The organism is Arhodomonas sp. KWT (genome assembly GCF_010993615.1).
This window is the reverse complement of sequence record NZ_WNXE01000001.1, coordinates 82838-96857: the sequence shown is the minus strand read 5'-3', so window position 1 is coordinate 96857 and position 14020 is coordinate 82838. Positions and strand designations below refer to the sequence as shown.

The window sequence follows — 14020 nt, the reverse complement described above, 5'->3', positions numbered from 1 at the left end:
CGCCGCGCCCGGCACCCGGCCCAGGTAGGCCCGTCCCTCGGGAAGCTGCACCATCCGGCCGATGATGCCGCGCATGTCCGGCACCTTCGGCGCCATGCCGGAGCCATCCTGGAGGTGGCAGCCGGCACACTCCAGCATGTAGTCGCCACGCGGCCCGGCATGGCCGGCCGTGGCGGCAAGGGTAAGCGCCAGCGCGGCACCGGCGAGCGCAGAGCCCTTCATCGCTTCAGTCCCTCCTCCCCGAGCCGCCCGATGAGCTCGCCTCGCCGGGCGTGCATGTCATTGGCGGTGAGGTCCTCGTCCGCGAGTGCGGCGACCCGTTCGGCGGTCAGCGTGCGGTACTCCTCCGGCAGGCTGTCGGCGTTGAAGTGGCGCAGCACGTAGTCGAGCACCGCAGCGATCTCCCCGTGGGAAAGCTGGCCCGCGAACGATGGCATGTTGCTGTCGTAGGTTCCGCCGCTGACACTGATCCGGCCCACCAGGCCGTTGGTGAGCACATTCGCCAGGTAATACTCCCCGCCGGACACATGGAGGTAATTACCCAGGGTATCCGCCAGCGGCGGGATGAATCCGGGGGCGCCCCGGGCGTTCGCCTGGTGACAGACAACGCAGTTGTCCTGGAACACCGCCTGACCGTCCGCCGCCGGGGCGGGCGCGGAAGCGCCCACCCCGATGGCTGCGACGGCGGCCGCAAGCCAGCCTCTACTCATCGGCCAGCCCCACGACCACGGCGGTGGAGCAGTGGTAGGACATGCTCTTCGCCGCCAGGCACCAGTTGGTGTCGTTGTCCCGACGGATGTCGTAGGTCGGGGTCTCGCGCTCGTTGCGGGTACACGCACAGCGGTTGCAGCTGCCCTGCCCGCAGCAGTCGTTGTAGGAGATGATGTAGCTGCGCCCGTCCGACGGGTTCCGGCAAGTGCCGACCCAGGTAATCGGCGACGGCTCCGAGCCCGGCGGGCAGGTGCTCGCCGAGCCGCCGCAGCAGGCGCACAGGAAGCCGTCCACGCCACAGTAGCGCCAGTAGTCGCAGGACGTCGGGTCCCCGGGATCACCGGTCTTGCCGTCGCCGTCGCCGCCGGTCGCCGCGGCCACCCGGTCCACCGGCAGCAGCGGCAGGGCCGAGGCACCGACGACGACCGTGCCCATGCGGCGCAGGAAGCTGCGGCGCGAGCCCCGGTTCACGGAGCTTCGGGCGTACTTCTCGATGAAACTGTCCATCCACTTCATGCTGTTTCCCCTCCTCAGGCCTTGTGCAGACGCACGCCGCCGTTGTCCTGATTGTCCGCCTCCGCCTGCTTCTGGCGCTCGAGCCAGGCCTGGATCGAGGGCAGGCGCAGCTCGCTGGCGTGGAACAGGCTCTCGATGTGCTCGCGGGAGTTCACCAGGCCCTTGGCGCTGATGCGCCCCTCGCTGTCGAGGATCACCGCGTAGGGCAGCTTGCCGATCTGGTAGCTCATGCCAAGCTCCGTCGAGACCAGGTACGGAAAGCCGCCCAGCCCCTGGGCCTCGGCGAATGCCCGGTGATCCGACTCGTCGCCGTCACTGGCGAAGACCAGGCGCAGCCAGTCCGCCTCCTGCTCGGCCACGGACTTGAGCATCGGCAGCAGACTCTTGCAGACCGGACAGTTCGGCGCCAGGAAAAACACCAGCGTGCTGCGCTGGTCCGCCTGGATGCCACCGATCTTGACCGGCTCGCCGGCCAGGTCGCGGGACTCGTGGATCGGTGCGGCCTCGCCGACCTTCGGCCCCTTGTCGATCATCAGCGCCCCGGCCGGGCCGAGCCGCTCGTGGAGCACCCCGATCTGGCGCACCAGCGCCATGAGGAGCACGCCCAGGGCCAGAACCGCCAGCCAGAGCGCCACGTTGGATACGATGAGCGCGTTAGTCATGTTTCCTCCTGAGGGCGGCCGCCTGCGGGGCCAGCCCGATCACCACGTTCGAGACGATGAACACCAGCACGAAGGCGACGACGCCCGCGGCGAGAGTGAAGTAATCCAGCCCGCCGAGGGCGCGGCCGGTCGGCGGCAGGGCCGCCACGCCGGCGAGCGCCACCAGCACCACGTTGCGCGGTAGCAGCCACCCGCTGAGCTGCTGGCCCTGGGAGGGGCCGAAGCAGCCGCAGTCGATGTCGCGCCGGCCCCGCGCGAGGTTCACGCCGATCGCCAGGGTGAACACCGCGAACAGCACCGCCGCCAGCGTCGCCCCGGCGACCCGGGTGGGCTCGAAGACCACCGCCGCGGCGGCGGCCACCTCCGCGAGGGGAATGACCCACGCGAGCGGCCGGACCAGGGCCTCATTGACCAGGGCATAGTCCCGGATCGAGCGCCGGAAGCCGGCGGTGTCCCGCAGCTTGTAGACCGCGGCGGCGAGCAGCAGCACGGCGACCACGCCCCTGGCGATCCCGCTGATTACCGGATCGATCATCATGGCCTCCTACGGCCGCCGCATAAGGAACGGCGTGTCCGCAAAGCCGTCATAGCCGTGCAGGTACTCCCCCGACTGAGCGTCGTAGACGTCCATGCCCGAGAAGTCGGCACGCAGGGCGAACAGCAGCGGCTCGTCGTCGGCGGTGGTCTGGATCGACACGGCGGCGTTCTTGAGCTCGATACGCTGGCTGCGGTCGCCGGAGCCGGTGTCGTATACCCACACCTCGGTACCCGGATCCTTGTGGGTGTTCTCGCCGCCCTTGTGCATGAGCACGTAAAGACTGTCACTGCCGGAGTGCCCGGCCTCCATCTGCCAGCCGCCGGGCAGCCAGCCGGCCTTGCGCTCGCTGTCGCTCGCGAGCTGCCAGGTATCGCCGAACTCGGGCATCTTGCCACTCCAGTTCACCGGGTGGACGGTGCCCTCGTGGGAGACGAAGTACAGCGTGTCGTCGACGTACACCGGCTTCTCGAAGAGATGGCTGGTGCCCGCGTCGAAGAGCTGCATGCGGTTGCGGTCGGTCTCCTTGCCGTCGCCGTCGTAGTCCACCACCACGAATGAGCCGTCGGCGCAGAGGCTGCCGAAGCGCCGGCCCTCGGGCGCCGGGTACATGAACGCGCAGCCCGGCAGCGGGATCTCGTTGAGGTACTTACGGTCCTCCAGGCTGACCACGCTCACGCTGGTCGCGGGGGTGACGTTGAACACCAGCAGGTCGCTGCCGCCGTTGGCCGTGACCAGGCCATAGGGCTGGAGCAGCGAGAAATGGCGTTTCTCCGGGATGTCGATCTCGCCGACGGGCTTGAGCGTGTGCGTGTCGAAGATCGTGACGATGTCCTCACGATCGCCGCGGGTGCCCCGGGAATAGTAGGTCTCCGCGGAATAGAGCTCGGAGCCGTCCGGCGCCACCTCGATGGCCGGGTTGTAGCCCGTGGACATCATCCCGAGGTACGCCTCGTTGGTCGTCTCGGCGTCGCCGTTCAGGAGCACGACCTTGGAATCGGGCATGTGGAAGAAGCTGACGTCCCCCACGAATACCCAGTGGGGACTGGCATCGGGCAGCTCCTCGACGGAGAGCTGCTCGGGCTCGAGCTGCGCGTTCGCCAGGCCGGCGGTCAGCACGCCGGCCATGAGCAGCGCCAGGCGGGTTCGCGATTTCATGGATCTTCTCCCCCTTCGCTTCGCGACGTTGTGGCGGCGGCACCGGCCGCCGCCGGAATCACGGTCTAGATACTCATCATTACCGTCTTGGTCTCGGTGTACAGGTCCACCACCTCGCGTCCGAGCTCCCGGCCGATGCCGGACTGCTTGAACCCGCCCAGCGGCAGCGCCGGGTCCAGCACGTTGTGGCAGTTCACCCACACGGTGCCGGCGCGGATCTTCGGGATCAGGCGGTGCACCCGGGAGAGGTCATTCGACCAGATGCTCGCGCCGAGCCCGTACGGGGTATCGTTGGCCAGACGCGCGACTTCGTCCAGGTCGTCATAGGGCATGACGGTGAGCACCGGGCCGAAGATCTCCTCACGCACCACCCGCATATCGTGGTTGGTATCCGCGAGGATGGTGGGCTCGACGAAGTAACCGCCCTCGCGGGTGTGACCGCCGGCGGCCACCCGCGCGCCCTGCTCGCGGCCGCTGTCGATGTAGCCGCTCACCCGCTGCTGCTGCTCGCGGGAGACCAGCGGCCCCATCTGGGCCTCGGGGTCACGTCCGGACCCCAGGCGCATGCCGCCGGCAATATCGGCGAGACCGTCGACCACCGCATCGTACTGGCGACTGTGGACGTATAGCCGCGAGCCGGCGGTGCAGACCTGGCCGTGGTTGAGGAAGATCGACTGTGCCGCGCCCTGGGCGGCGGCGGCCGGGTCCATGTCGTCGAGCACGACCACCGGCGACTTGCCCCCGAGCTCCAGGGACACGCGGGTCATGTTGTCCATGGCGGCCTTGCCGATGAGCTTGCCGACCTCGGTGGAGCCGGTGAACGCGACCTTGTCGATCCCCGGATGGCCGGATAGCGCCGCACCCGCGGTATGCCCCTCGCCGGTGACCACGTTGATCACCCCGGCCGGCACCCCTACGGACTCGGCCAGCTCGGCGAGGCGCAGCGCGGACAGCGGCGTCTCCTCGGCGGGCTTGAGCACCGCGGTGCAGCCGGTGGCGACCGCCGGGGCGAGCTTCCACACGGCCATCAGGATCGGGAAGTTCCAGGGCACGATCGCCCCCACCACGCCCACCGGCTCCTTGCGGGTCCAGCCGGTGAAGCGCTGATCCGGGAGGTAGGGCACCGAGGGCTCGACACTTCGTCCGTCGATCTTGGTGGCCCAGCCCGCCATGTAGCGCACGAAGTCCACGGCCATGGTCAGGTCCAGGTTACGGGCCATCCCCACGGCCTTGCCCTGGTCCAGGCTCTCGATCTCCGCGAGCTCGTCGGCGTGCACCTCGATGGCGTCCGCCAGCCGGAACAGGAGGCGTTCCCGGTCCACCGGCCGCATACGCGACCATTCGGCGTCCTCGAAGGCGCGCCGCGCCGCGTTGACGGCGCGGTCAACATCGGCTCCCTGGCCGCCGGCGACGTGGGTCATGACGGCCCCCGTCGCCGGGTCGTGCACCGGCAGGCGCTCGCCGCCGGAGGCGCCGACCCATTCGCCGCCGATGTAGTGTCCGTGCTCGCGCTCGACGAACGCCCGGGCCGCCGCGGAGACCCCGGCGAATACGGATTGCTGCTCTGCCGCTTGCGTCATTGCCTGCCTCTCGTCCTCTGGCTCAGAAGTTCCAGATCGCGATGACCTGGAAGTAATTGTTGGTCTCGTCGGGGCCGGAGAAGCCATCCCCCGGGTTGAAGCGCGAGTACACCGGCGAGATGAACAGCCGCTCTGTGGCCGCGTACTCCATGAACACGTCCAGCTCCTGGGCGTAGTCGTCGCTCATCCCCGGCGCGGTCTCGCGGGTGTTGAAGTCGAAATACAGCGCACCGAGGCGCACACGCTCGTGCGGGTGGAGATACAGCCCCACATGCTGCACGTCGGTGTTGGAGTTGAACGGCCCCGTGTAGTTGCCCGCGACCTCACCCTGGAACCACGTCCCGTAACCGCGGCTGAAGCCGTAGAACAGCGGGTCGAAGGCCTCGTTGTCGGCGGTGTCCGGGTCGTCGCCGGAGAAGCTGCTGAAGCGGTAGGTCAGCTTGGGGGCGAGCCACACGTCCGCGAACTGGTAGCTGCCCTCGACATACCATGCGTGGGCCTTCACGTCGGCCGCGTTCGCGGGGCTGCCCCGCTGCAGGGTGGCCTCGAAGCGGAAGTCCGCGTTCTCGATGCCGAGGCTGCTGTTGCCGCGCAGGCTGACGGTATTCAGTCCGTCGCGGGAGGCGTAGGCGCCGCCGAGGTCGTCCTCGTCGACGTCAAGCACATGCAGATAGGTGGCCCCGAGCGTGCCCCAGCCCTCGTCGTTGTATTCGACATTGAGGCCGGCGAGCTCGGTGTCGCCCTGGGCGTCGTTGTCCGAGCCCAGATAGAAGGCATCGCCGCGCCAGGGCGTGCCCGTCTCGAAGCGGGCGATGGCGGTGCGGCGGAAGGCATGGCGCGGTGCGAGCCAGTAGGCGCCGCCGCGGCTCAGGGAGTCGCCGAAGCCCTCGCCGAAATTGAGCGCATCGCCATTGATCAGCCAGCCGTCGCCGACCGTGAACGACTGGCTGCCGACGGACAGGTCCACCGCATCGTCCACGCCGCCGATGAGCGAGCCGGAACGCCAGCCGACGTAGGCGTCCTCGACGTCGAACTCGCTCTCGTCACCGGTGCTGAAGCCGCCGGCGTCGCCGTCGCCGTCGGTGGTCGAGGCAAGCCCGTTGAGCGCACCGTAGACGCTCGCCCCGTTACCGAGCACCCGCTCGCCGGATACGCCCGCCTTGAAATAGCCCTCGGTCCAGTTGACCTCATCCCGGCCCTGTCCCGAGTAGTCCTGCTGGCTGGAGAAATAGCCGACGCCGAGCTCGGCGTCGAGGCTCAGGCTGGACCCGTCCTCACCGCTGTAGACCTCGTAGGCGGCGGCGTTCGCCGACGCCAGCGCAAGCGCGGCAGCCGTGCACAGGGCAAACGGCGCCTGGGGGGTAATTCGACGCGGCATGACCTCCCTCCTCGGTATTTCGTTGATCGTTGTCATTGCGCGTTAACAAATCCTAGGAGGGTACCGGGAGCTTCTGTATTGCCCCCTCGCAGCATTTTTCACCCCGCCCCATAGCCCGAAAGTGTTAGGAACCGCCGGAATACGGCGGGCGTCGCGTCATCCCCCGGGCGAGCACGGTGCGCCGGTGTATGCTGCTACGATCCCCGGGTAAGGGACCCGGATGGCGGCGGGGAGGAGAGCAGATGCAGCAACCACGCCGGTTGTCAGCGACACCGGGCCGGCACGGCGCCGCGATTCGCCGCGTGGACAGCACCCTCGACGATCCCGGACGCGCTGCCGCGGAGATCGACCGCGGCCTCGGCGCCGAGACGCGTTCGCTGATCCTGCTCTGGTGCTCCGGCGACTACCCGCTGGAGGCGGTGAGCGAGCGGCTGGCGGGCCACCGCCCGGGGGCACGGGTGCTGGGGACCGTGGGCTCCGCGGTGCTTGGACCGTCGGGCTATCGGCGCCACGGCATCAGCGCCGCGGCATTCCCTTCGGAAACCGAGGTAGTCACGGCAACGCTGGAGGACGTCGACCGGATGGACTTCTCCCGCGGCTTCCAGGCGGCGAACTGGCTGAAGAGCGAGATGCACCGCCTCACCGGCGAACCGCCGGGCCCGGAGGACACCTTTGCGCTGCTGCTGGTGGACGGGATGGCCCAGTGCGAGGAACGCCTGGTGGCGTCCATCGCACAGGGGCTGGGCAATCTGCGGCTGGTCGGGGGGTCCGCCGGAGACCACTTCCGCGAGCGCTCCGGGCGCATCTGGCACGAGGGCCGTGGCCGCGACAACGCCGCGGTGCTCGTCCTCCTGCGCCCCCGCCGGGCTTTCCGCGCGTTCTCCACGCACCACTTCACCCCCGGTCCGCAGCGGCTGCTGGTCACCCGTGCCGACCCGGACCGGCGGGTGGTGCTGGAGCTCAACGGTCGTCCCGCAGCGCACGAATACGCCCGCGCCATCGGCACCGCGCCGGAGCTGCTCACCCCCGCCGTGCTCGCCAACAGCCCACCGGCGGTGAAGGTCGGCGATTCCTACTACATCCGTTCGGTACGTCTCGTCTCCACCGATCCCGGCGAAGGACTGGCGTTCACCTGCGCCGTCGATCAGGGGATCGTGCTGCGCGTCGCAATGGCGGGGGACCTCGCCGCCGACCTGCAGCATCGCTTCGAGACGATGGCGGACGACCTCGGCGGCATCGCCTCTACCCTCGCCTTCGACTGCGCCCTGCGCCACCGGGAGATCGAGCACAAGGGACTGGAAACCGCCATGAACGGACTGCTCGCGCGCTTCGGCGTCTGCGGCATGGCCACGTACGGCGAGCAGTTCGAGCGCATGCACCTCAACCAGACGTTCACGGGGATCGCCCTGGGTCATGACTGACACGCAACACGCCGGGACCGCGGAGATCGAGCAGCTACGCAGCGAGAACGAGCGCCTGCAGCGCATGGTGGACGTGCTCATGGAACGCGCCGAGCAGGACCAGGGCAGCCGCGGCGGCGACTACGCCCTGTTCGAGACCGCGGCGGTGCTGGAGGAAACGGTCAAGGCCCGCACCGCCGAGCTCGTCGAGGCCAACCGGCGACTCATGGACGAGATCGCCCGGCGGCGCTCCGCCGAGGACGAGCTCCAGCGCGCCAAGGCCCGTGCCGAACGCGCCAGCGCCAACAAGTCGAACTTCCTGACCGCGGTGAGCCACGACCTGCAGCAGCCCCTGACCGCGGCACGGCTGCTGCTGCAGGCCATCGCCGACAGCGCCGACGACGACGAGGTCCTCGACCTCGCCGCCAGCGGCCAGGCGACACTGGAGACCATGGAGAGCCTCCTCGGCAGCCTCATCGACATCGCCAAGCTCGACTCCGGCGTGGTTCAGCCCCAGCCGACGCATTTCCGGCTCGACACCCTGCTGCACCGTCTGGGCGGGGAGTACCGCCTGCACGCCGAGAGCACGGACCTGACCTGCCGCGTGCGCTGCCCCCCGGCGACCGTGTACAGCGACCCAGTGCTGGTGGAGCGCGCCGTGCGCAACCTCCTCGGCAACGCCGTACGCTACACCCGCAACGGCGGCATCCTGCTGACCGCGCGCCGACGGCGAGGTGCCTGGCGGGTGGGGGTCTACGACACCGGTCCGGGCATCCCCGAACGGGAGCGGCAGCGTATCTTCCGAAGCTTCTACCAGCTACCCAACGGCCGTGATGGCGAGGCCCAGGGACTCGGCCTCGGGTTGACCATCGTTCGAATGATCGCCGAGCTCATCGGCGCCGGTATCGTGCTGCGCTCCCGCCCCGGCCACGGCTCGGGCTTCGGACTCACCCTCCCCGCCGGCGATCCGGCACGGGCGCGGGAATCCGGCCAGCGCGCGGACACCCGCACCCATGCCCGGGATCTCGCCGGCGAGGAGGTGCTGGTGGTGGAGAACGACCAGGCGGTGATGCTCGGCATAGCGACGCTGCTGCGCCAGTGGGGAGCCCGGGTGCACACCTGCTACGCCCCACCCGAGCGGGCCCCGGAAGCCACGACAACGGCCCTGATCGACTACCACCTCGGCGGCGCCGGCGAGAACGGCCTCGAGCTCGCCGCCCGGCTGCGCGCCGGGCAGCCGGGACTGCACACGATCATCATCACCAGCGAACGCGGGGAATGGCTGACGCACCAGTGCCGGGAGCTGGGGGTGGGACTGCTCCACAAGCCCGTGGACACGGCACGGCTGCGCGGACTGCTCCAGGCGGGCGGGTAACGCCCCCGCGCGGATCAGGCCAGCTCGCGCCCGATCAGCGCGGCCTCGACCCGGGTGCTGACACCCAGCTTGCGCAGCACCGCACTCACGTGGGCCTTCACCGTCCACTCGCTGAGGTGGAGCTGTTCGGCGATCTGGCGGTTGGACTGCCCCTCGCCGAGCAACCGGAGCACGGTTCGCTGGCGCCGGGTCAGCGCACTGAGGTCACGCTCACCGGCCACCGGGGCCGCCTCACGCTCGGTGAACGCCCAGCTCGGGAAGTACTGCCCGCCGTCGATCACGAGCTGCAACGCGCTGCGTATGAGCGTGGTGTTCAGGGACTTGGGGATGAAGCCCGCGGCACCGGCGGCGATGCTCTGACGCACCACCGTGGCGTCCTCGCGGTGGGAGACCACCACCACCGGCGCGGCGGCGGCACGCTCGCGTGCGGCCATCAGCGCCGCGGCATCGCCGCCACCGGGCATGCACAGGTCGAAGAGGATAAGGTCGAACGACTCCGCATCCAGCGCGGAGAGGCTCGCCTCCACGCTGTCCGCGTCGCGAATCGTTACATCACTACCGAAAAGATCCCGCAGCACGGGACGCAACGCATCCCGCATGAGCGGGTGGTCGTCGGCGATCAGCACCCGTGCCATGCCGCCTGCCTCACAGTGAACCTGGCAGGCAAACTAGCACGGCACACCGGCGCGGGACAGTCCACGCGCCGGCACGACGACAGGCAATCAGGCCGCCTGTCGGGTCTCCGACTCGCCGAGGCCGTAGTCTGCGGGGCTGATCTCCGGGGCGATCTGGAAGACCAGCTGAAAGCCGTAGCCGTAGCGTCCGATCCGGGAGACGGCGGCCTCGTCGAGGATGGTCGCGGCGTCGTCGAACTCGAGCCGCTCGGCGAGCTGCTCGGCCTGGATGCGGTCCTCGAGACGCGCCTTGTATACCCGGCGCTCGCCGTCTGCATTGAGACCGAGCATGAGGAACCACTGTCGGTTGTGCATTGTTGATACTCCCTGAGCCGAAATATTGAGCGCATTATAACGCCTTGTGCTGCAACGCAGCATCACAAGTGATTCATCCGTCAGTCATAGGTGGGCAGCCAGGTCATGCCGCCGCGGTTGCCGATCGGGACGGCGTACTGCAACATCCCCGGCATGGACGAACAGCCAGCACGAGATCATCAGCCCCCGGCCGAGGAGCTGGAAATCGAGCGATTCATCCCCTACCGCATGGCGGTGCTGGCGGATTGGATGAGCCGTTCTCTGGCCGGCACCTATCAGTCCCGCTTCGGGATATCGATCCCCGAGTGGCGGGTGCTCGCCCACCTTGCCCGTGAGCAGCCGCTTTCGGCGGGGGTGCTCAGCGAGCGCACCAACATGGACAAGCCCCGGGTGAGCCGCGCGCTGCAACGCATGACCCGCAACGGGCTCATCGAGCGCGAGAGCGACGCCCACGATCAGCGCGTCGCCGTGATCCGAATGAGCGCCGGCGGACGCGCGACCTACGAGCGTATCGCCCCCCTCGCCCAGGCGTGGGAGCGCGAGCTGCTCGCCGGCCTCGACGAGAACGACCGCATAGAGCTCGAGCGCCTGCTCGACCGGCTACAGGAGCAGGTGGCACGGATGCGCGAGTCGTCGTCGTGAATGGATATTTTCCATCGAAACGAAACCGCGTAGGATTTCCGGCATAAGTACTCGAATAACCCCGCACGCAGGAGGAGAGTCATGCTCAGGGGAATCCTCGCACGCGCCCTGATCACGGGCGTCGCCACGGCGGGTCTGCTCACGGCCTCCGCCGCCGCAGCGCAGCAGACCATCGAGCTCAAGCTGAGCCACTATCTGCCGCCGTCCCACGGCATTCACACCGATTTCATCGAGCCGTGGGCACGGGCGCTGGAGGAGCGTACCGACGGCCGGGTGAAGGTCACCATCTATCCCGGCAACACCGCCTTCGGCGACATCACCCGCCAGCTCGACCAGGTGCGCGCCGGCGTGGTGGACATCGCCCACGGCCTGAGCGGCCTGCCGCGGGGGCGTTTCCCGGCCACCTCGGTGATCGAGATGCCGTTCCTCGTCGAGGACGCCGGCACCGCCTCGCGGGTCCTCTGGCAGCTCTACCAGGAGGGTCGTTTCGGCGACGAGTACGACGGGCTCAAGGTCCTCGCGCTGCATGCCCACAACGCCGGGCTGATCCATACCACGGACACGCCGGTGCGCAAGCTCGAGGACCTGAAGGGCCTGCGTCTGCGCACGCCGAGCCCTGCGGTCTCGGCGATGCTGGAATACCTCGGTGCCAGCCCGGTGGGCATGCCCCCGAGCCAGGTCTACGAGAACCTGCAGAAGGGCACGCTCGACGGCACCCTGTTCACCTGGGACGCGGTGGGCGCCTTCCGGCTGAATGAGGTCCTCCAGTACCACACGGACGCGCGGGCCTACACGGTGTCGTTCTACTTCGTGATGAGCCAGCGGCGCTTCGACAGCCTGCCCGAGTCGGTCCAGAACGCCATCGACGAGCTCTCCGGCGAGACCCTGGAGGCCCGGTTCGGCGACTGGTGGGACAAATGGGACCGCGCCGGGCGCAAGGACGCGGTGGCCCGCGGCCACGAGATCATCCCGGTGAGCGACGCCGAGCGCGCGCGCTGGCGCAAGCAGCTCCAGCCCATGATCCAGGACCGCCTGGAGACGCTGCAGGACAACGGCGTGGAGAACGCGCCGGCGATCTACCAACGCGCCCGGGAGCTGGTGCGGGAGTACAGTGACTCGTCCTCGTAGCGCCCGGTTTGCCGCGGGCCTGCACGCCGCCGTCGAGCGGGTGCTGGCCTGGGCGGCGACCGCCGGGGTGGCGGTGCTTGGGCTCGCGATCGTCATGGTGGTGGGCGACATCCTCGCCCGCGCGCTGCTCAACCATTCGCTGACCGGCCTGGTGGACATCACCCAGCTGTGCGTGATGACGATGGCGTTTCTCGCCATCCCCTACACGTTTATCCGTAACGCCCATGTCGGCATCACCGCGGCGACGGACTGGCTGCCGGAGCGCGCCCGCGCCGGCCTCGACGCGATGGCCGCACTCGCCGGCGCGGCGCTCGTGGCCCTGCTCGGGCGCTACGGCCTCGACCAGGCCGTGCTCGCCCTGCGCTACGGGGATTCCTCCCAGACCATCGGCATACCGATGATCTGGTACTGGAGCGCCCTGCTGGTGGGTTGTCTGCTCTCGCTCGTCGCCACACTCGCCGAGGCACTGCGCCGGCTCGTGCACGCCGCGGCCGGCGTGGCGCCGTGACCGGAGCCCGCCCATGCCCGCAGAGCTAGCCGGCATCGCCGGTTTCGCCGCCGCCCTCGTGCTCATCGCCCTGCGCGTGCCCGTCGCCGTGGCCATGGGCCTGGTCGGCGTGGTCGGTGCTATCCCGCTGGCCGGCTGGCCGGCGGTACGATTCATGCTCGGCACGCTGCCGTTCGGCGCGGTCCATCCCTACGGCCTGTCGGTGGTGCCGCTGTTCATCTTCATGGGGGTGTTCGCCGCCCACGCCGGGCTCTCGCGCAACCTATACGACGGTATCTATGCCTTCGTCGGCCACGTGCGCGGCGGCCTGGCCCTTGCGACTATCGGCGCCTGCGCCGGCTTCGGGGCGATCTGCGGCTCCAGCCTCGCGACCGCGGCGACGATGTCCCGCGTCGCCCTGCCGGAGATGCGGCGCAAGGGCTATGCGGACTCCCTGGCCGCCGCCTCCGTGGCCGCTGGCGGCACGCTGGGCGTACTGATCCCGCCGAGTATCATCCTGGTGATCTACGCCCTGCTCACCCGCGAGTCCATCGGCGCGCTGTTCGCCGCCGCCCTGTTCCCCGGGCTGCTCGGCACTGCGCTCTACATGCTCGCGGTGCGCGTGCGCACCCGCATGAACCCGGGGCTCGGCCCCGCGGGGGAGCGCCGGGACACCGCCGGCCGGCTGCGGGCACTGGGGCGCACCTGGGACGTCGTGCTGCTGTTCGTGGTGGTGATCGGCGGGATCTATGCAGGCCTGTTCTCGCCGACCGAGGCGGCAGCGGTGGGCGCGGCAGGTGCGTTCGTGTTTGCCGCCCTGCGCGGGCGCCTCACGCGGGAAGTGCTGCTCGGCGGGATTCGCGAGGCCGCGGTCACCAGCGGGATGATCTTCTTTATCCTCATCGGCGCCGCGCTCTTCAACTTCTTCATCGAGTCCAGCAACCTGCCGCAGTTCCTGGTGAGCACGGTGGCCGCACTGGACTGGCCCGCCTGGGGGGTCATGGTGGTCCTGCTGCTGTTCTACCTGCTGCTGGGCTGCTTCATGGACAGCCTGTCGATGATGCTGCTGACCGTGCCCTTCGTCTTCCCGGTGGTGACCCACCTCGGCTACGACCCGGTGTGGTTCGGCGTGGTGCTGGTCACGGTCATCGAACTCGGCCTGATCACCCCGCCCATCGGCATGAACCTGTTCGTGATCCAGGCCGCGGACGAGCGGCTCTCACTGCCGCGGATCATGACCGGGATCATCCCGTTCATCCTCGCCGATGTCCTGCGTTTGGCGCTGTTGCTGGCCTTTCCCGTGATCGCGCTGGGACTGCCCCGGGCGCTGGGACTGGGCTGAGACGTCGCACGCCTTCGGCGCACGACCTACCCGAGATCGCCGGTGGTTTGCCGGGGCGCCGTTTCCCGTAAGGTCGGCCGCGCTCGGCAGCCGACATCCCGCCCGCCCGGCGGGCGC

16 protein-coding genes are annotated in these 14020 nt (G+C 69.3%); 6 read left to right on the top strand and 10 right to left on the bottom strand.

What is annotated here, in order from left to right:
- The 8 genes from G7A99_RS00495 to G7A99_RS00460 form a co-directional block, all read right to left on the bottom strand.
- The coding region (locus G7A99_RS00495; protein WP_205599684.1) for a hypothetical protein at nucleotides 1-222 on the bottom strand (222 nt) is incomplete at its 3' end.
- Nucleotides 219-710, bottom strand: a complete 492-nt coding sequence (locus G7A99_RS00490) for a cytochrome c (protein ID WP_163138612.1) — start codon at nucleotides 708-710, stop codon at nucleotides 219-221. The genes G7A99_RS00495 and G7A99_RS00490, both read right to left, overlap by 4 nt.
- A complete protein-coding gene (locus G7A99_RS00485; protein ID WP_163138611.1) occupies nucleotides 703-1227 on the bottom strand; it encodes a methylamine dehydrogenase light chain in 525 nt (174 codons plus the stop codon). The genes G7A99_RS00490 and G7A99_RS00485 overlap by 8 nt, the downstream gene beginning before the upstream one ends.
- A 14-nt stretch (nucleotides 1228-1241) precedes the next feature.
- On the bottom strand, nucleotides 1242-1889 hold the full coding sequence (mauD, locus tag G7A99_RS00480) for a methylamine dehydrogenase accessory protein MauD (RefSeq protein WP_163138610.1): 648 nt from the start codon (nucleotides 1887-1889) through the stop codon (nucleotides 1242-1244).
- A complete protein-coding gene (locus G7A99_RS00475) occupies nucleotides 1882-2427 on the bottom strand; it encodes a MauE/DoxX family redox-associated membrane protein (RefSeq protein ID WP_163138609.1) in 546 nt (181 codons plus the stop codon). Before G7A99_RS00475 ends, mauD begins: the two co-directional genes overlap by 8 nt.
- 6 nt (nucleotides 2428-2433) lie before the next feature.
- The gene (locus G7A99_RS00470; protein ID WP_163138608.1) at nucleotides 2434-3582 is read right to left on the bottom strand and encodes an amine dehydrogenase large subunit; all 1149 of its coding nucleotides are present in this window, start codon (nucleotides 3580-3582) and stop codon (nucleotides 2434-2436) included.
- Between the two features lie 65 nt (nucleotides 3583-3647).
- Entirely contained in the window at nucleotides 3648-5162 is a 1515-nt protein-coding gene (locus tag G7A99_RS00465; protein WP_163138607.1) for an aldehyde dehydrogenase, read from the bottom strand.
- Nucleotides 5163-5184: 22 nt separating this feature from the next.
- Nucleotides 5185-6540: an alginate export family protein gene (locus G7A99_RS00460; RefSeq protein ID WP_163138606.1), complete on the bottom strand. Its 1356-nt coding sequence runs from the start codon at nucleotides 6538-6540 to the stop codon at nucleotides 5185-5187.
- A 242-nt stretch (nucleotides 6541-6782) separates the two neighbouring features.
- Here G7A99_RS00460 and G7A99_RS00455 point away from each other — a divergent pair, with 242 nt between their 5' ends.
- Both G7A99_RS00455 and G7A99_RS00450 read left to right on the top strand, forming a co-directional pair.
- Complete coding sequence (locus G7A99_RS00455; protein WP_163138605.1) at nucleotides 6783-7961, top strand: FIST N-terminal domain-containing protein; 1179 nt, start codon at nucleotides 6783-6785, stop codon at nucleotides 7959-7961.
- Entirely contained in the window at nucleotides 7954-9315 is a 1362-nt protein-coding gene (locus tag G7A99_RS00450) for a hybrid sensor histidine kinase/response regulator (protein WP_163138604.1), read from the top strand. Before G7A99_RS00455 ends, G7A99_RS00450 begins: the two co-directional genes overlap by 8 nt.
- A gap of 14 nt (nucleotides 9316-9329) precedes the next feature.
- On the opposite strand, the gene G7A99_RS00445 is transcribed toward G7A99_RS00450, so the two are convergent.
- Together G7A99_RS00445 and G7A99_RS00440 are read right to left on the bottom strand one after the other, a co-directional pair.
- Nucleotides 9330-9950 carry a LuxR C-terminal-related transcriptional regulator gene (locus tag G7A99_RS00445; RefSeq protein ID WP_163138603.1) on the bottom strand — a complete coding sequence of 207 codons (621 nt, stop codon included), beginning with the start codon at nucleotides 9948-9950 and terminating at the stop codon, nucleotides 9330-9332.
- A gap of 87 nt (nucleotides 9951-10037) precedes the next feature.
- The gene (locus G7A99_RS00440; RefSeq protein WP_163138602.1) at nucleotides 10038-10304 is read right to left on the bottom strand and encodes a hypothetical protein; all 267 of its coding nucleotides are present in this window, start codon (nucleotides 10302-10304) and stop codon (nucleotides 10038-10040) included.
- 105 nt (nucleotides 10305-10409) lie between these two features.
- Between G7A99_RS00440 and G7A99_RS00435 the strand changes: the two genes are divergently transcribed.
- From G7A99_RS00435 to G7A99_RS00420, 4 genes are all read left to right on the top strand, one after another.
- Nucleotides 10410-10946: a MarR family winged helix-turn-helix transcriptional regulator gene (locus G7A99_RS00435; protein ID WP_205599683.1), complete on the top strand. Its 537-nt coding sequence runs from the start codon at nucleotides 10410-10412 to the stop codon at nucleotides 10944-10946.
- A gap of 81 nt (nucleotides 10947-11027) precedes the next feature.
- Entirely contained in the window at nucleotides 11028-12074 is a 1047-nt protein-coding gene (locus tag G7A99_RS00430) for a TRAP transporter substrate-binding protein (protein WP_163138601.1), read from the top strand.
- The gene (locus G7A99_RS00425) at nucleotides 12058-12582 is read left to right on the top strand and encodes a TRAP transporter small permease (protein ID WP_163138600.1); all 525 of its coding nucleotides are present in this window, start codon (nucleotides 12058-12060) and stop codon (nucleotides 12580-12582) included. The genes G7A99_RS00430 and G7A99_RS00425 overlap by 17 nt, the downstream gene beginning before the upstream one ends.
- Nucleotides 12583-12595: 13 nt before the next feature.
- A complete protein-coding gene (locus tag G7A99_RS00420) occupies nucleotides 12596-13903 on the top strand; it encodes a TRAP transporter large permease (protein ID WP_163138599.1) in 1308 nt (435 codons plus the stop codon).
- Nucleotides 13904-14020: the final 117 nt, after the last annotated feature.